This window comes from Peribacillus sp. NPDC096447, from assembly GCF_044762725.1.
In the GTDB taxonomy this organism is placed as follows: domain Bacteria; phylum Bacillota; class Bacilli; order Bacillales; family DSM-1321; genus Peribacillus.
Genome location: NZ_JBIWEV010000002.1, coordinates 637,776 through 656,028, shown reverse-complemented (window position 1 = coordinate 656,028; position 18,253 = coordinate 637,776). Strand labels below are relative to the sequence as shown.

The 18,253-nt window shown below is 41.8% G+C and carries 16 protein-coding genes; 11 read left to right on the top strand and 5 right to left on the bottom strand.

The genetic code is table 11. From position 1 onward, the window contains the following. Window positions 1–37: 37 nt before the first annotated feature. The 3 genes from ACIQZD_RS10130 (at window position 38) to uptA (ending at window position 1,799) form a co-directional block, all read left to right on the top strand. Window positions 38–751 carry a FixH family protein gene (locus tag ACIQZD_RS10130; protein ID WP_402901445.1) on the top strand — a complete coding sequence of 238 codons (714 nt, stop codon included), beginning with the start codon at window positions 38–40 and terminating at the stop codon, window positions 749–751. 91 nt (window positions 752–842) lie between these two features. Continuing rightward, window positions 843–1,007 carry a hypothetical protein gene (locus ACIQZD_RS10125; RefSeq protein ID WP_402901442.1) on the top strand — a complete coding sequence of 55 codons (165 nt, stop codon included), beginning with the start codon at window positions 843–845 and terminating at the stop codon, window positions 1,005–1,007. Window positions 1,008–1,169: 162 nt separating this feature from the next. Continuing rightward, window positions 1,170–1,799, top strand: a complete 630-nt coding sequence (gene uptA / locus ACIQZD_RS10120) for an undecaprenyl phosphate transporter UptA (RefSeq protein WP_402902068.1) — start codon at window positions 1,170–1,172, stop codon at window positions 1,797–1,799. A 54-nt stretch (window positions 1,800–1,853) separates the two neighbouring features. Here the strand turns inward: uptA and ACIQZD_RS10115 are convergent, their stop codons facing one another. From ACIQZD_RS10115 to ACIQZD_RS10105, 3 genes are all read right to left on the bottom strand, one after another. Continuing rightward, window positions 1,854–3,185: a hemolysin family protein gene (locus ACIQZD_RS10115; RefSeq protein ID WP_137019416.1), complete on the bottom strand. Its 1,332-nt coding sequence runs from the start codon at window positions 3,183–3,185 to the stop codon at window positions 1,854–1,856. Window positions 3,186–3,467: 282 nt separating this feature from the next. After that, entirely contained in the window at window positions 3,468–4,577 is a 1,110-nt protein-coding gene (locus ACIQZD_RS10110; RefSeq protein WP_402901438.1) for a histidine kinase N-terminal domain-containing protein, read from the bottom strand. Between the two features lie 236 nt (window positions 4,578–4,813). Further along, window positions 4,814–5,701 carry a cation diffusion facilitator family transporter gene (locus ACIQZD_RS10105; protein WP_402901435.1) on the bottom strand — a complete coding sequence of 296 codons (888 nt, stop codon included), beginning with the start codon at window positions 5,699–5,701 and terminating at the stop codon, window positions 4,814–4,816. A gap of 143 nt (window positions 5,702–5,844) precedes the next feature. Between ACIQZD_RS10105 and ACIQZD_RS10100 the strand changes: the two genes are divergently transcribed. Next, window positions 5,845–6,069, top strand: a complete 225-nt coding sequence (locus ACIQZD_RS10100) for a hypothetical protein (RefSeq protein WP_402901432.1) — start codon at window positions 5,845–5,847, stop codon at window positions 6,067–6,069. Between the two features lie 42 nt (window positions 6,070–6,111). Here ACIQZD_RS10100 and ACIQZD_RS10095 read toward each other — a convergent pair whose 3' ends face one another. Continuing rightward, window positions 6,112–6,636 carry a universal stress protein gene (locus tag ACIQZD_RS10095; protein ID WP_402901429.1) on the bottom strand — a complete coding sequence of 175 codons (525 nt, stop codon included), beginning with the start codon at window positions 6,634–6,636 and terminating at the stop codon, window positions 6,112–6,114. A gap of 290 nt (window positions 6,637–6,926) precedes the next feature. Here ACIQZD_RS10095 and ACIQZD_RS10090 point away from each other — a divergent pair, with 290 nt between their 5' ends. After that, the gene (locus ACIQZD_RS10090; protein WP_402901426.1) at window positions 6,927–8,960 is read left to right on the top strand and encodes a transglycosylase domain-containing protein; all 2,034 of its coding nucleotides are present in this window, start codon (window positions 6,927–6,929) and stop codon (window positions 8,958–8,960) included. A 514-nt stretch (window positions 8,961–9,474) separates the two neighbouring features. Here ACIQZD_RS10090 and ACIQZD_RS10085 read toward each other — a convergent pair. Next, window positions 9,475–9,783, bottom strand: a complete 309-nt coding sequence (locus ACIQZD_RS10085) for a hypothetical protein (protein ID WP_402901423.1) — start codon at window positions 9,781–9,783, stop codon at window positions 9,475–9,477. 193 nt (window positions 9,784–9,976) lie between these two features. On the opposite strand from ACIQZD_RS10085, the gene iadA reads away from it, so the two are divergent. The 6 genes from iadA (at window position 9,977) to ACIQZD_RS10055 (ending at window position 18,209) form a co-directional block, all read left to right on the top strand. After that, the gene (iadA, locus tag ACIQZD_RS10080) at window positions 9,977–11,152 is read left to right on the top strand and encodes a beta-aspartyl-peptidase (protein ID WP_402901420.1); all 1,176 of its coding nucleotides are present in this window, start codon (window positions 9,977–9,979) and stop codon (window positions 11,150–11,152) included. Window positions 11,153–11,621: 469 nt separating this feature from the next. After that, entirely contained in the window at window positions 11,622–12,734 is a 1,113-nt protein-coding gene (gene pdhA, locus ACIQZD_RS10075) for a pyruvate dehydrogenase (acetyl-transferring) E1 component subunit alpha (RefSeq protein ID WP_402901417.1), read from the top strand. Continuing rightward, entirely contained in the window at window positions 12,734–13,717 is a 984-nt protein-coding gene (locus ACIQZD_RS10070; RefSeq protein WP_402901414.1) for an alpha-ketoacid dehydrogenase subunit beta, read from the top strand. Before pdhA ends, ACIQZD_RS10070 begins: the two co-directional genes overlap by 1 nt. 29 nt (window positions 13,718–13,746) lie before the next feature. Further along, the gene (locus ACIQZD_RS10065) at window positions 13,747–15,027 is read left to right on the top strand and encodes a dihydrolipoamide acetyltransferase family protein (protein WP_402901411.1); all 1,281 of its coding nucleotides are present in this window, start codon (window positions 13,747–13,749) and stop codon (window positions 15,025–15,027) included. Next, the gene (gene lpdA / locus ACIQZD_RS10060) at window positions 15,028–16,452 is read left to right on the top strand and encodes a dihydrolipoyl dehydrogenase (protein WP_402901408.1); all 1,425 of its coding nucleotides are present in this window, start codon (window positions 15,028–15,030) and stop codon (window positions 16,450–16,452) included. A gap of 377 nt (window positions 16,453–16,829) precedes the next feature. Continuing rightward, window positions 16,830–18,209, top strand: a complete 1,380-nt coding sequence (locus ACIQZD_RS10055) for an amino acid permease (protein WP_402901403.1) — start codon at window positions 16,830–16,832, stop codon at window positions 18,207–18,209. The last annotated feature ends 44 nt before the right edge of the window (window positions 18,210–18,253 follow it).

The following is an 18,253-nucleotide window of genomic DNA, read 5'->3' as shown; positions in this document are numbered from 1 at the left end:
AGATTTATAGTCTAATAAATAGTAAAGGGACGTTCATATGAAAAAACTCTATATGTGTACTGCATTGTTAATTATGCTGGCTGGGTGTCAAGAGGCTGAATTGCCAGAGGATAAAGAAGTGAACAGTGCTGTTCCAGAATCGATGGATGCATCAATTGTCATTAAAGGGAAAGTGGAACCTGGAAAAGAAGTCATTCTTGAAACGACAGTGAAACAGGGAAGCCAATTGGTGAATGAAGCTGATGAGGTACTGTTTGAAGTGAGAAAGTCCGGACAGGATAAACGGGAAATGCTTGAAGCGAAGAATACTGGAAGTGGCATGTATCAAGTGATGCATACTTTTGAAGAACAAGGCAAATATATTGTAGTCTCCCATGTAACGGCCAAAGGCCTTCATGTAATGCCTGAAAAAGAAGTTGTCGTTCCTGAACATGAAAGTGAAGGTGCATCGGTTCATCCTAGTACGGATGTATCCATCGAGTTTCAAAGTAATCCTGTAAAGGCAGGAAACAGTTCGAACTTTGAAGCGACCGTTGAATTGAATGGGAAACCACTGACAAATGCAGATGTGAATTTCGAGGTCTGGAAGGAAGGCAGCGAAGAGAGTCATTTTACCAAAGCTGAAGAAGATGGAAATGGAACATATCTAAAAAAGGTATCTTTCGAAGAATCGGGAACCTATAAGGTGCAGGTACATGTTGAAAAAGACGAAGTGCACGAACACCAACTGCAAACGATTCAAGTCAATTGATTGTTTTTTGAATGAATCGTTTAAACAGGTTTCATCTCTTCGTTAAATGGGAAGTTAAAGGATAACGGTACAGCAGAAAGGGAGGGTAAGCATGAATAATCAAAAAATCAACAAGTATAAAAATCTCGGGATTCATATTGAAAAAACGAAATCACGCCAGGAGATTTTCACTAATGTTTCACAAAATGATTCATCCTTACTCACCACAGCTGTTTTTTCTCAATTTTCCCCAAAACGGGAGCTAAAAGAATATTGATGCAATGAGACCGGAGTACATATCAGCTGGTCTTTTTTTGTGCATTCTAAATGTGATGCATTGTGAAGCTGAATATGAAAAATCGAATAGAACCTCATGAGCTGAAATAGGATAGAAGGACAAACAATTTGAAATTAGCGGTAAGGGGAGTCCGATGGCATGATATCACAGCTTATTATGACGATATTGAATTGGTTTGCGGAAATGGGGTATATGGGGATTTTATTGGGGCTGATGGTTGAAATCATCCCGAGTGAGCTTGTTCTCGGATACGGTGGTTATGTGGTCGGCCTGGGGAAAATGAATTTTTGGGGAGCTGTTCTTGCAGGAGTGGCAGGCGGGACGATGGCACAGCTATTTCTCTATTGGGCTGGTTATTATGGAGGGCGGCCCTTTCTCTTGAAGTATGGAAAATATATTTTAATTAAAGAAAATCATATTGAACATGCTGATGAGTGGTTTCAAAGGTATGGTGTAGGCGTGATTTTTACGGCTCGATTCATTCCAGTGGTTCGCCATGCCATTTCCATCCCTGCCGGAATTGCGAGGATGTCCGTATGGAAGTTTATATTTTATACGGTTGCGGCTGTCATACCTTGGACCATCTTGTTCCTGACCTTAGGAAGGATCCTCGGTGAGAATTGGAAGCAAATCCGGGAAATAACGGAACCTTATCTCATTCCGGCTGTTGGTTTTTCCTTTATCATTATCATGCTGTATATTTTATGGAAAAAAAAGAGTACACCTCCAATCGTAACGGTCAAAAAAATGGGACGGTTTCCCGATAAATGAACAATCGAAAAAACAGCCACGTAAAATCACCTTTTACGTGGCTGTTTTTAATCATTATCCTTGGGTAAGGTCTTCTTCCAGAGGAAGCTGTACGACCTTTTTTGTCACCTCGATAGAACGAATGGCGTGATCTTCCATTTCAATCACTTTAAAGCAGAAGCCGTCTTTTTCCATGATGTCCCCTACCTTCACATCATAATTTTCAGTAAGGACCCATCCGCCTATCGTATCGACATCATCTTCTTCTAAGTGAATGCCAAGTAAATCATTCACTTCCTTTACAAGAAGTTTAGAATCTAATATATAATGTCCATCTTTAATTTTCCTGATCGAGGCAACTTCATCGATATCGAATTCATCACGAATTTCGCCAACGATTTCCTCGAGGATATCCTCGACTGTGACAAGTCCGGAAGTTCCGCCGTATTCATCCATCAAAATAGCCATATGAATGCGTTCTTTTTGCATTTTTAACAGCAAATCGTGAATCGGTATATTTTCCATTACCCGAATGATCGGACGAGCGTAATTTTCTATCGCTTTGATATGGATTTCCCGATTCTTAATAAGATCCGAGAAAACTTCCTTTAAGTTCACTAAGCCGATGACATGGTCTTTATCACCTTCGACAACAGGATATCGAGTGTATTTTTCCAATTTGGCGACATCGACGAATTCCTGTACCGTATCATCTTTGGATATGGTCATGATTTCCGTCCTTGGAACCATGATTTCTTTGGCAACACGATCATCGAATTCAAAGATGTTGTTTACATATTTAAATTCCGACTGGTTAATCTCTCCGCTTTTATAGCTATCTGATAGGATGAAGCGCAATTCTTCTTCCGTATGGGCTATTTCGCTTTCGGATGCTGGCTTGAAGCCAAATAAGCCGACAACCAATCGGGAAGAATGATTCAAGGCCCAGATGAAGGGAAAGGCTATCTTATGGAAAAATATCAGCGGACTGGCAATTGCCAAGGCCACTTGCTCAGCCTTTTGGATGGCAACCGTCTTTGGAGCCAATTCACCTACAACCACATTCAGGAACGTAATCAGTGAAAATGAAATGACGAATGTCAGAATGCTTGTGACTTCTTGAGGGATATTCAAGGCATTGAATAATGGCCCAACCAATTTGAGGACGGTCGGTTGTCCTAGCCACCCCAATCCAAGGGCAGTAACGGTAATACCAAGCTGTGTCGCGGATAAGTACTCATCAAGATCGGATGTAACCTTCTTAGCCGCAATGGCTTTTTTATTTCCCTCTTCAATCAATTGATCGATCCTGGAGCTGCGAACCCTTATGATCGAAAATTCAGAAGCTACAAAAAAGGCCGTTAAAGCGATTAAAATAATGACGAATAAAAAACTTAATATGTCCAATTAGTGTGGGACTTAATTGAATCGCAAAATGTGCCGAACGATTTAATTATCCCAGTCACCTCCCAAAACCAATAATGAATGAAATGATATTTAGTGTATAAAATGTTAGATGAAAAATAAGTCTTGTCTATCTTGTATGAAAATTATGCTGGTTTATATTTTCAATCTATAGGATCATTCACCTCGATTAGTAGTGGAACCTACCTATTAGTATAAGTAACTGGACGTCAATCAGTCAAAAATTTCACACTAAAAACCTAAGTAAAAAAGGTTATTTATCCATTATTTAGTTTTCAATTGTATGGAAAAGGTCGTTAGGAAATCGGTAGAGTGGCAGGTTAAGGTTCCTTGATGCTTTAAAACGATTTCTTTACAGACGAATAATCCCAATCCCGTTCCCCTTTTTTTGGTGGTGATGAATGGTTCAAAAATATTCGGCAAAACGTCGTCAGGTATCTTCGGCCCGTTGTTCGAAATATTTAAAGTAAGAATGCCGGGTGGTGATTCAGAGCCTGAAATGTAAATGGATGGGGAAGGCATCCCTGCAACCACATCAAGAGCATTTAAAATAATATTAAGTAAAACTTGACGGAATTCTTCTTTAGAACCGGAGATTACGGCATCCTCGGCAATATTACATGTAATGGAAGCATTTACTTCCAAGATGCTCGGATATAAAAATTCGATTACCTCATTTACAAGCTGAGCAATGGAAAATAGATCAGGTGGTGATGCTGAAGTTTCCTTTTTGGAAATATTAAGGAATTGTGTGATCCGGTAATTGAGCTGATCCAATTCCTTTGAAATGATATCAAGGTATTTTATCTCAGGCTGTTCTGCCTGTAACAATTGTATGAATCCCATGATGGAAGTCAGTGGATTTCTGAATTCATGGACAAAGCTTGAGGTCATTTGGCCAAGTAGCGTCAAACGGTCTTTATGGTTAGGGCTTATGAATTGATAGCGTTCTTCAAGTTCCATCGTTTTCAATTCGGTATAATGGGATAATGCAAAATGAATGAGTTTATCGAAGTAAACGTTTATTTGCTTAATTTGATCCGATATTTCTTCTTTGGATGCTTCGGAATTCAATACGTACTCAATGATGATGGATCTCCCGATGGTTGCAGTGGAAAAGAAATTTTCCATATCCAATTGCTTATTAACTCGATCAGACGCAATTTTTTCCCCTACGACCTTCAGTACATCGCCTATTTCAGTATCCGATTTTCCAAGCTGATCCATTAGCAGATTAAAAATATTTTCCACTTCTCCTTTAAAATACCCCAGATATCCGTCAGGTAAATGCAGCAACTCATCTTTCCATTTGGAAATGATGCTGGTTTTTTGAGAAGATAAAAAGTGAATGGTCATTTCTCGATTAGATACCATTTTGCCCTCCATACTGTAGGAAAATGAATTTACTTTTGACCCAGAAAGTGCTTTATTAGAATAAAATTACAAAATATCAAAATAATTACATACTGTTTTCATGATAACAGATTACTGTTCTTTTAACATGTGTCAATTGGATAAATATTCGGCAATCAATCAATAAATACCTTTTTTTGACACCGTTTTATTGCAGTAATTAAAGGAATAAATAGAAAAAAAAGGTATCCGCAAAGTTAATGACGGTTACCTTTTTTATGAAATGCATATGGTTCGATGTGAACGATCACATGCTGGATATTATATTCCTTCAAAAGATTCTCTTCAATTTTAACCGTAATATCATGACCTTGAATGACGGTCAAAAGAGGGTTAACATGAACGGTAGTTTCGAGCAGGATTTCACTTCCGTGCATCCGGGCTTTAATTTCACTCATTTCTTTAACACCTTCTGTCAATATAATGGTTTGTCCGATCTTTTGCAGGAGCTGCTCGTCGAAACCATCGGTTAAAGAGATGGAGGCATCACGAAAGATATCCCAGGCTGTTTTGCAGATGATGACCCCCACGACTGCTGCAGCTATCGCATCCAGCCAAGGGATCCCCATCTTGGTGCCGATGATTCCAATGAAAGCACCAACACTGACAAGGGCATCGGATCGATTATCCTGTGCTACGGCATAGATGGAAGAGCTGTTGATCTTTTTACTTAGAGATAAGTTATAACGGTAGATTCCGTACATGAAGATTGCAGAAAATAGAGCGACATAACCGGTCAGCATACTCGGAACGGTTGTTGAATCTTGGTGAATGAAGGATTCAATGGCACTGAATACAACCTGGAGGCCCACGGTGATCATGATGAAGGCAGCTACCAACGAGGCTACGGTTTCCGCCCGTAAATGACCATATGAATGATTATCATCAGGAGGTCTCTTTGAAATTTTTAAACCGATCAATACGGCTATGGAAGCGATGATGTCGGTCGTATTATTTAAACCATCAGCCCAAAGCCCTTTGGAATCACCGAAATAACCAATTGACAATTTAAGAGCAGACAAGAATATGTAAGCGGCGATGCTTATGTAAGCGCCTTTTTCAGCTGAAATCGAATGTTTATCCATGTCCACATTCCCTCCCCAATGTAAATTAGGCTTAATAAAGATACCAAATCAAACCTTAGTGAGTCTATAGAAAAATTGTCGTATTTAGCCATCTAACTTGGTTAATAGCAGGTGTATTGAAGGTCTGTAAAGAAGTTGGATAAATGAAAGATTATCGCCATAAAATGGGAATGGCAAGTGTTGATGACATGTGCATTTTCTTTAATTGTAATATTCTAACCGATGATCGAAAATTAAATACTTCCAAAGGGGAGCCAAAAAGGCTGAGAGTGAACAGTTCGAACTGTGCAGGGATGTGGTTTTGGATACAAGCAATGCTGGGCAGCAATGTATTACTGAAAAATCCCAACAAAAAGGCCGGACTCTAAAAGAATCCGGCCTCTTTCAACTAGTGTGAACCGGCTCAATTTTCATTTTGCAATGAATACTGAACAGGGTGCGTTTTTCGCAATGGAACTACTTGTACTGCCAAGGAAGAACTTTTCCAAACCGCTTTTAGCGCTATTGCCGACAACGATAAGATCAGCTGAAGTTCTTGCTGCAAAGTCACATACGCTATCTGGCGCATATCCCTCCAATAGTTCGAATTTTCCCTTGACTTGACATTCACTTAACAATCTCAACGTATTACTTTCTGCGTTCTGAATACTATTCTCGACGGCGGAAGGGGTGTCAATTACCTTTTGATTTCGTGGCTGATCAACTTCAACAACAGGATGTGTCTGGACTGGATCTACATAAAATCCGGCAGCAGGTACGAACCCTGGAGCAGAGGCGTCTCCCATGATACGTTGTTCAACCTTATCATTTAGGACATGAACTACGGTCAACTCGGCTTTTGGAAAGGCCTTTTTCAATGTGGCTCCATATTCGACGGCCCGTTTACTCTCTTCATTTCCATCAAAAGCGACGACAATATGTTTTAAGTCCCTCATTAATATCATCTCTCCCCTTTTTAAGACCTTAAAGGTGTTATACCCACTTTTAAATGGCTTCACGCCTTTATCTGTATATAGACTGCCATTTACGGGTAAAGGATAGATACGAGCATAATTAAAATGGTAGGATGAAATCTGGTCCTTCAATTAGTTGTCATGCTCAGACGATGAAGAAATATCATCAAGGGTGCCGATATCCGAGTAAGTACTACAAGAAAAGGGCGCCTAGCTTCGGCCTTTTATTCAATCGACGAGTTTTCTTTAATAAAAAGGGTAAAATATTTTTAATGAAACATGTCGCAGATGGGAAAATGGGGGTACAAATGAGAGGGTTAGTGAAATTAGGTCTAATTATAATATTGGCGATAGTGGTTTTAGGCGCCGGTTCACTATTTTATTTCAAGCAGGGTGCTGATATAAGTCATCTTGAAAATAAGCTTCAGCAACCGACAGGAATCTATGATCTGGATGGGAATCTTGCCAGTACGATTACGGCAAATAAATCCGAAGGTGTTGCTATAGATGAAATACCGGAACATATGAAACAAGCGGTGGTTTCCATTGAGGATCACCGTTTTTATGAACATCACGGAATAGATTATCAAGGGATTATGCGGGCTTTGGTTAAAAATGCGAAGGCTGGAAGTGTTGTTGAAGGCGGAAGCACACTTACCCAGCAGCTTGTGAAAATCACGATGCTGGAATCGGATCGAACACTGAAGAGGAAGATAGAAGAGTTTTTTCTCGCCCAGGAAGTTGAAAATCAATATACAAAAGATGAAATCCTGGAAATGTATTTGAATCAAGTCTATTTTGGCCATGGAGCATGGGGAATCAAAAAGGCAGCAAATATTTATTTTTCCAAAGAGGTCTCTGAATTGACCGTTGCCGAGGGAGCATTGCTGGCGGGAGTCATTAACTTGCCTTCCAAACTTGATCCATACAAGAATTTAGACGGGGCAGTGAAGCGGCGTGATTTGGTTCTTTCGAGAATGGCGGAACATGGTTATTTAACGAAAGATGAAGAAGCAGCTGCAAAAAAAGATTCGGTGACACTTATTATGGGGGAGAAGGAAACCGATCCATTAAGAGGTAAGTATCCTTATTATGTCGATCATGTTTTATCGGAAGCATCGAGTAAATATGGAATTGAGCTTGAGGAGCTGCTTTCAAAGGGCTATAAAATTTACACGACTCTGGACCAATCCATGCAGCAGGCTACAGAAACCGTGTATGAGAATGCAGCTAATTTTCCAGTTGGAACGAGTACAGAAGAACTGGTTCAAAGCGGGTCTGTCCTCCTTGATCCTGAAACCGGCGGCATAAAAGCACTTGTCGGCGGGAGAGGTGAACATCAATTCATGGGATATAATCGGGCAACCCAGCTGACAAGGTCTCCTGGTTCATCCATTAAACCGCTTGTCGTTTACACGCCAGCTGTTGAAGAGGGATATGATATCACTGACCCTTTAAAGGATGAAAAAATGAGCTTCGGTGAATATGAGCCAACAAACTTGAGTGGTGAATATAAAGGAGAAGTCCCCATGTATGAAGCGGTGATGAATTCCTTGAATGTACCAACGGTTTGGCTATTGAATGAGATTGGCATCGATAAGGGGCTTGATTCACTTAAGCGGTTTGGGATTCCATATGACAAGGATGATCGAAACCTGTCGATCGCTTTAGGAGGGATGGAAAAAGGTGTGTCCCCGCTGCAGATGGCAGGAGCCTTTTCAGCTTTCGCAAACAAAGGTGAACGGATGGAAACCCATGCCATTGTAAGAATAGAAAATGCCGATGGAAAAGAAGTTGCCGCCTGGAAAGAGAAGAGCACCAAAGTGACCTCTGTAGGCGTCGTCGATAAAATGAATGCCATGCTGCTTGGAACAGTGGAATATGGCACAGCGAAAAACGCCGCAGTTTCCGGTTATGAAATAGCAGGTAAAACAGGCTCCACACAAGTTCCCATCGAAGGAATATCAGGGGTTAAAGATCAATGGTTCATCGGTTATTCACCTTCGCTGGTCGGTGCTGTATGGGCTGGATATGATAAGACGGATGAAAATCATTATCTAACGACACACAGCAGTCAGGGAAGTGCACTCATCTTCCAAAAGATAATGGCGCAAGCTTTACAGAATCAAGCGGCTCAATCTTTTAAAGCTCAGGATATCGGACCGCTAATAGCTGAACAGCAGGCACTTATAGCTGAGCAACAGGCAAAGGAAGAAGAGGAGAAAAGGAGACAATATTGGATTGATAAAGGAAATGAGATTAGGGACGGTTTGAATAAATGGAGGGACTGGGAGGTTCCGTGGTGATTCTCAGGTAAGGGAAGCATGGCACACCTCTTTAAATAAAATTAACAAACTGAGACTGTCAATCATTTGACAGTCTCAGTTTGTCGGCGAAAGGGAGCGGATTTAATACGTGGACCTTAAAATAAATGCTCTGGAGTCTGAATAATGAGGTAAGGTCGAATAAAGAGCGGGTAAGGACGAAAAAATCCGTGAACGGCCGGATAAAGAGCGGGTAAGGACGAATAAATTCGTGAACGGCCGGATAAAGAGCGGGTAAGGTCGAATAAATCCGTGAACGGCCGGATAAAGAGCGGGTAAGGTCGAATAAATTTGTAAATCTCCAAAAAAGCTCAGGATGAAATCAAATGGAATTTTTTAAAAGAAAAAAACTGCAGGCAAACTCGCGTTTGGCTACAGTTTTTCATTTATTTTAAAAAATTAGATTTGCTATTATGCCAATCACGACGATTGCGCCTATCACCATTAAAATGGTTCTCATTTCTATACACCCTCTTCATAACGTAGTCGGAATCATTTAAATATGAACGGTTTGGTTCGATTGGAAAGCGAATGCACTTTCATCATTTTCTTTACAAATAGCCTGTACTTTTTCTAGCATGGCATGTACATTCTCGCCTTCAAGGATGACTTTCATTGTTGCACACTCTTGAAGAATGAGCACAAAGGATACGAAAGTCGAAAGTTTCTTGGCATCGACCAATTTATGGTTGCAGATAAAATATATATTCCCTTTAAATTCTTTTGTAACTTGATATAGGTTCATGATTTGTCGCATGGATAATCTTTTATTTGTTTTAATGTCAGAAGAAATCACTTTATTCATGTCGTTTGCTCCTTTTGTTTTTATACTTTTGGAAAAGCATAATCAAGATGTCAATTCGGCTACAACTTTAAAAAAATGAACAAGTATGTTTGGTACTTTTTATGTAATTGTTAGCGGGTCATGTTGTATATTTACCCGAGTGAAAGATTTTGAAACCTATTTGAAAATTTCTATTTTTGAAGGGAGAAGGAGAATGCTCACACTTATTAAAAATGGGGAGCTATATGGTCCCGAATATATGGGCCAAAAAGATATCCTCTTGGTTGGAAAGCAAATTGGCTTCATCGAGGACAAGATTGAGGTACCTGCCAATTTCGTTGAATTGGAGGTGATTGATGCGAGTGGCCAAATCGTGGCTCCGGGTTTTATAGATGGTCATGTACATATTATCGGCGGAGGCGGGGAAGGGGGCTTTAAAACGAGGACTCCTGAAATCCACTTAACAGATGCCACTTTAGCGGGTATAACGACATTGGTAGGGGTCATCGGAACAGATGGAACGACAAGGACGATGCCTGCACTGCTTGCTAAAGCGAGGGCGCTTGAAGAAGAAGGAATTAGCTGCTTCGTTCAGACTGGTTCCTATCAAGTTCCAGTCAAGACGTTAACCGGTAAGATCGAAGATGATTTGATTCTTGTGGATAAAATTATCGGTGTTGGCGAGATAGCCATTGCCGATCACCGTTCCTCGCAGCCGACTGCAGCTGAGCTGGCTAAACTGGCCTCTCAGGCGCGTAATGGAGGTCTGCTGTCCGGGAAAAGCGGTATCGTCAACATTCATGTCGGGGACAGTCTTGATCATTTGCATGTAATTGAAGAAGTTGTCGAGACAACGGAAATACCGATTACTCAGTTCTATCCTACACATATAAACCGAAATCCGCATTTATTCAATGCAGGGGTGGAATATGCAAAAAAAGGGGGGTATATCGATTTTACGACAAGTACGATCGAGAAGTTCCTTGAAGAAGGGGAGGTCAAAGCAAGTACAGCAATAAAAAGGGCACTGGAAGAAGGGGTTGAAATCGGGCACATCACCATAACTTCAGATGGACAAGCCAGCCTGCCTGACTTCGATGGAAGCGGCAACCTGCGGGGTTTGAACATTGGTACATGCATGTCCTTATATGATTGTGTTGTCGATGCGGTCCTTGAGGATGGAGTGACAATTGCCGATGCCATACGAGTTGCGACGGCCAACCCGGCAAACATTTTAAAACTTTCTGCAAAGGGACAGCTTGCGGCAGGTAAGGACGCCGATATCATCATAATGAAGAAACAAACTTTAGAAATAAATAGTGTTATAGCGATGGGGCAGATCATGGTCAAGGATGGTGAAGCAGTCGTGAAAGGAACATTTGAAAAATAGAGCTCTCATTTTTGTTTGTAGGGTATCCGTGAATGGAATGCTTTTATCGCATGAGATATTCCCGATGCGTGTAATACCCCCATCAATTAGAAATGCAAAAAGACCCATAATTATATAATGGGTCTTTTTTGTGCTGGATACTTTTTGGATGAGGTCGTGAATCGATCAAGCATATCAATAATTGTAGGCAATAAATGGAAATACCCCTATTAAAGGTTCTCATTTTCAAAATGAAGGTGAAGTCTCAGAAAACATATTCTAAATAAAGGTAATATACAAAAAATTCATTCTATTTAACATATTATTAAAAACTTGGATGTATTATCCTTTTATATAAGGAAATGTATTTTATGAAACAGCATTTAATCACAGACATAGAGACCAATAAAACATTTTGGGCTGTTATTTCATGACTGTTCAAAACCTTGGTAAGTTTGCGAATCAAATCTATCTTAAGGGGAGAAATGAAATGGAAAAGACGGGAAACCCAATAATGAAAGCGCATTCAGATGGAACTGAGCCGGAAATGTTTCGCGTATTGACTCCTGAAGGGGAAATCATTGAAACGATTGATGGAAAAATCGATAAATCACTTATGTTAAAGATGTATGAGAGCATGCTCCTGCTCAGAACATTTGACCGAAAATCAATTAATCTCCAGCGCCAAGGCAGGATTGGAACATATGCACCATTCGAAGGACAGGAAGCATCACAGGTAGGAAGCGCTTTAGCATTGTCGGCAGGGGATTGGATGTTTCCCACATACCGTGATCATGGAGCGGCAATCATTCATGGGCAGGAATTATACCGTGTCTTCCTATACTGGATGGCACATTTTGACGGCTCAATTTGTCCAGAAGGAAAAAGGATTATGCCTCCAAGTGTTCCCATTGCCACTCAAATGGTTCATGCGGTTGGCACGGCTTGGGCAAGTAAGCTTAAAGGCGAAAAGAATATTAGCATTGCTTATTTTGGTGATGGAGCCACTTCTGAAGGGGACTTTCATGAGGCACTGAATTTTGCTGGCGTTTATAAAACCCCGACAATCTTTTTCTGCCAAAATAATGGCTACGCAATCAGTGTGCCTTTTGAAAAGCAATCGGCTTCCAAAACGATATCCCAGCGGGCTGCTGCTTATGACATCCATGGAGTGAGGGTGGATGGAAATGATATTTTTGCAGTATGGCTGACTGTAAAGGAGGCTGTCGAAAGAGCGCTTAAAGGGGAAGGGCCTACATTGATCGAAGCCATTACCTTTCGCTATGGCGCCCATACTACTGCAGACAATCCGAACATATATCGCGATCAGGACGAAATTTCAACGTTCTGGAGGGAAAACCGCGATCCCATAACACGTCTTAGAAAGTATTTGAATAAAGAGGGTTACTGGAATGAAGAGCAGGAGGAATTGGTGATAAAACAATTCAACGAACTGATCGATGCTCACCTTCAAAGAGCCGAAGGGTATCCAAAGTCCGACCCGCTCGAAATGTTTAACCATGTATATGCAAAGGAGTCATGGCATCTAAAGGAACAGAAGCAGGAATTGAACCAAATCTTAAGGAAAGGCGGGAAGAAATAATGGGCAAAAATTTAACGATGCTCCAGGCTATTACGGAAGCGCTGGACCAAATGCTGGGTCATGATGATCGCGTAATGATCTTGGGTGAGGATATTGGAGTGAATGGCGGGGTTTTTCGATCGACGGAAGGGCTTTATGAGAAGTATGGAAAAGATCGAGTTGTCGATACGCCATTAGCTGAATCCGGAATCATCGGCTCTGCCATTGGTTTAGCCCTTAACGGAATGCTGCCCATAGTGGAGATCCAGTTTCTCGCCTTTATTTATCCGGGATTCGAGCAACTCGTTTCCCATGCTGCCCGTATGAGATATCGTACTCGTGGGCAATTTGGGGTGCCCCTCGTAATCCGTACTCCATATGGTGCCGGAATCAGGGGTCCTGAACTTCATTCCGAAAGTGTCGAAACCTTCTTTGCCCATACTCCGGGTTTAAAGGTGATTGCACCCAGTAATCCATATGACGCAAAAGGGCTGCTCATTTCAGCGCTCGAAGATCCAGATCCAGTGATTTTTTTGGAACCGACTAAATTGTATCGGGCCTTTAAGGAAGAAGTTCCCGACGAAATGTACCGAATACCCATCGGTCAAGCAAAAGTGGTCCAGGAGGGAAGCGACCTGACTATTTTTGCATGGGGGGCCATGCTAAGGGAGGCATTGAATGCCGCGAAAAAGATTGAAGCGGAAAAAGGTTGGAAGTGTGAAGTGGTCGATTTACGAACATTATACCCTCTGGATAGGGATACGATCGTGCAATCCATTAAAAAGACAGGTCGTGCATTAATCGTCCATGAAGCCCATAAGACTGCCGGATTAGGTGCGGAAATCATCTCCATCATTAATGATGAAGCTCTTATTTACCTGAAAGCGCCGATTAAGCGTGTAACAGGATTTGATGTTCCGGTTCCACCATTTACAATAGAAGACCATTATTTACCGACCGTTGACCGTGTAAAACAAGGAATAGTCGAAACGATATCTTTTTAATTGTGATTAAGGGAGAAGGAGGATGACGCATGATGGAATTTAAACTTCCTGATGTAGGGGAAGGGATGCATGAAGGGGAAATTATCCAATGGCTCATCAAAGAAGGGGATGCGGTAAAACAGGATCAACCCATTGTTGAGGTGCAAACGGATAAAGTCAATGCAGAATTGACTGCTCCTGCAGCGGGAGTGGTCAAGAAGATATTTTTTTCCGAAGGGGATATCGTGGAAGTGGGAACCACAATTTTCACAATTCAGGAAGAGAACGATATGTCAGTTCCGGATAGAGGCATTATTGAAGAAGAAAACCAAGTCGTGCAATCTGGCGATGTAAAAGTGAATGCAGAGCATATTACGACTAAACAGCATCATGAGGCAGTGCGTGCGCTGGCAACACCATTCGTGCGTCAATTGGCGAGGGAAATGAAGATTGATATCGAGAAGGTTAAAGGCTCAGGTCCAGCTGGGCGAATTACCGAAAGTGACCTGAAGCAGTTTAAAGAAAATAATTCGTTTACACGGGAAAATGCCAAACAGCTTGATGACAGGATTGTTCAAGATATGGCCCCGATGAAGGATGCCATCCAGGCAAAAGGTTTGGAAAATGAGCGGGAAGAGCGGATTCCGCTTAAAGGCATTCGTAAGAAAATCGCTGAGCATATGGTAAAGTCGGTTTCGACCATTCCTCATGTAACCCATGTAGATGAATTGGAAATGGACCAATTGAAGGAATTTAAAAATCAATTAAAGGAGTACTCCGATGATAAGGATATTAAATTGACTTTTTTGCCATTTTTCGTTAAAGCCATTGTCATCGCCTTAAAGGAGTTCAAAACATTAAACGCTTCAATTGATGAAAGAACCAATGAAATCATCCTGAAAAATTATTATCACATTGGGATTGCGACGAATACAAACGAGGGTCTCATTGTTCCAGTCATAAAAAATGCCGATCAAAAAACCATTTTCCAACTGGCTGATGAAATCAGGCGATTGGCAGCCCAAGCCCGTGAAGGGAAGTTGAACATAGATCAAATCACAGGCAGTACATTTACCATCAGCAATGTAGGACCGATCGGAGGGATGCACGCAACCCCGATCATTAACTATCCGGAAGCGGCCATATTGGCTTTGCATAAAATGGAACATCGCATGGTCGTTCGCGATTTGGAAGGTGTTATCCGTTTAATGATGAATATGTCACTTTCTTTCGACCATCGTTTGATTGATGGGGTAACAGCGGTGCATTTTACCAATAGAATCAAGGAATTGCTGGAAAATCCAATTCGTTTAGTTGTGGAGATGAGATAAATGGTAGTTGGGGAAGTTGCTGTAGAGACGGATGTTGTCATCATGGGGGGAGGTCCGGGAGGATATGCTGCGGCTATCCGTCTCGGCCAGTTAGGAAAATCGGTCGTGCTTGTTGAAAAGGATAAGCTGGGCGGGGTATGCCTTAATCGGGGCTGTATACCATCAAAGGCATTAATTCACGCAGCAGATCAATACCAAAGTCTTAACGATTTAGGGAAAATGGGAATCCGGCTGCCCCAGGAAAGAACGACTATGGACTTGGGAGTTTGGCAGGATTGGAAAGCGGGCATCACATCTCAATTGAGGCAAGGTATTGCCCATTTGTGTAAGGAAAATGGAGTAACGGTGGTAAAAGGTCAAGCAATCTTTTTATCTGATGACCGCATTGGAGTCGAAACCGATGGTGATTTTGAAACCTTTAAGTTTGAGCAGGCAATTATTGCGACGGGGTCCAGGCCTTTCATTCCATCCTTCATTAAAGTCGATGGAGAATATATATTGGATTCGACATCATCTTTGCAGCTGCAGGAAGTTCCTTCAAGCCTGTCAATCATTGGCGGAGGATATATCGGAATCGAATTGGGTATGGCATTTGCAAAGCTAGGTACTAAAGTGACCATCATTGAAATGGCCAATCGCATACTCCCCCAAGTTGCTGAAAACCTGGTAAAGGAAGTCACAAGGAATGCCAAGAAGCTTGGGATGAATCTCAAAACCTCCTCGAGGGTAGAAAAGGCGACTGTAGTGGATGGCCAAGTACATCTTCATGTGTCCTCGGAAGAACAGGGGACGGAAGTGGTCGTGAGCGAAAAGACCATGGTTACAATTGGCAGGATGCCTAACACTGAAGAAATTGGCCTGAATCGGGCTGGAGTTACGGTTGGCGAGAAAGGCCATATAGCAGTCGATATGGAATGCCGTACAAATGTGCCGCACATCTTTGCCATCGGTGACACTACACCTGGTCCGGCTCTTGCCCATCGAGCGTCCAAACAGGGAATCGTGGCAGCTGAAGTGATAGGGGGGCTGCCAAGTGCCGTTGACTCACCATATGTTCCCTATGTAATCTTTTCGGAACCACAAATAGCTGGTGTTGGTTTAAGCCGTGAAGAAGCTGAACAACAGGGATACAGCGTCAAGGTCGGCAAATTTCCGTTCAGTGCCAACGGAAGGGCGCTTGCAACGAATGAAACGGAGGGATTTGCTGAAGTGATCGTGGATGCTAATAGCCACATATTGCTCGGAATGCATATGGTAGGTGCTGATGCTTCCAACCTTATAGGTGAAGGGGTTCTTGCCCTTGAGCTGGCGGCTCGGGTCGAGGATATAGCCCTCAGCATGCATCCTCATCCTACTTTGACCGAGGGGTGGATGGAAGCGGCTGAGGCAGTTTTGGGACATGCGATTCACATCGTAAATAAATAACATAATTGGAATATGTATCATGGGGATTACCAATGTAGTCCCCGATTAGAATGTTTCATTTTAATAGAGTCAGAAACCCGGTCATTGGTCCCCGTAAGGCAAGGCTATCAGCAAGTCACTCCATTTCGAAAATCTGACCCGGCGTTTGACCAAACGGGAGCAGTATTAGCTTGCAATGATTCCTCTTGTAAAACTAACGGCTTATTGATATCATTTTTACTTTGGGGAAGTATGAGAAGAGTTTTCAAGAAGGCTTTGCATCCTTCCACTCCTAAACCATAAAGGTTGATGAGATAACTGATTTATTCGCCATTCAACGATTAAAATGGGTTTAATTTTTTATATGGGAAAATTATGGAATGAAGGAGGCATATGTAATGGAGTCAAATGGTGGGTCACTGCAAAAGAAATTATTGCCGCGGCATATTAGCATGATGGCAATGGGAGGGGCAATAGGTACTGGGATTTTTAAAGGAAGTGCCGAAACCATATCGTTAGCAGGGCCAGGAGTCATATTCACTTATATTTTTGCAGGATTATTACTGCTTGTAGTCATGGGTGCTATAGCAGAAATGGCAATTGTCTATCCAAATACGAATATGAAGGGTTTCGTTCAGAAAGCATTCGGCAAGCGCTTTTCCTTCATCGTAGGCTGGATGTATTGTTTCATGTGGCTGTCCGTATGTGTCATTGAGGTAGTGGTGGCAGGAAGCTTCTTGCAGTATTGGCTACCGGCAATCCCGCTATGGGTATTAAGTTTAGGGTGTGCGGCTTTCATCATTGGGATTAACATGATGAATGTCAAAAATTATGGTGAATTCGAATTTTGGTTTGCTGGCATCAAAATTACAATGATCATCTTATTCATCATATTGGGAGCCTGTATTTTATTTGGAGTCATCCCAAGCGGCGGAGATAATTATCTGCAAAACTTCACAGGGCATGGAGGGTTTTTCCCAAATGGGTGGATGTCCATCTTTTCGGCATTACTGATCGTCATGTTCTCGTATGGCGGTTCCGAGTTAATAGGGGTGACGGTAACGGAAGCAAAGGATGCGGAACGCATTTTACCGAAGGTCATTAAAAACTATATTTGGAGAGTCGTATTATTTTTCACCTTACCGATACTTGTAATCTGCGGTTTGATTCCGTGGAACGAAATTAGCGACCAGGCAAGTCCGTTTGTACAAGTTTTGTCAATGTCAGGTTTTCAGGGATCCGCACATATCATGAATTTCATTTTGATTACGGCCGTCTTATCAGCCGCTAACTCTGGAATATATGGGTGTACCCGAATGCTGCATTCTTTAGCTGCAGAAGGGGAAGCTCCCAAGTCGTTCTCTTATGTATCAAAAAATGGCGTTCCATTGTATAGTTTGATATTAAGTGCAGTTGTATTGGTCGTCGGCTCCATGATTACTTTCGTTGCACAGGACCAGGCATTTACTCTATTAATGGCGTTTCCGGGTTTTGTAGTATCACTTGTATGGATCAGCATCTGTTTAGCGCAGCTAAAACTTCGCAATTCATATCCCAAGGCTCCGAGTTTTAAATTGTGGGGCTTTCCATATGTAACCTTGTTTACCGTAATCACCTTAAGCATCATTTGTGTCACGTTCGTGTTCAGTGAACAGAATCGGATCAGTATCATTGCTTGCCTGATTGTGTTGGCTGTATTAATCTCGATTTCGATTTTTAAATTTAAAAGTGTGGATGCACAGGAAGCACCTATAATTGAAAAGGATATTGCTAAATAAATCCACGTAAAAGATACGGCATGGGCAAAGGCGTCCATGTCGTA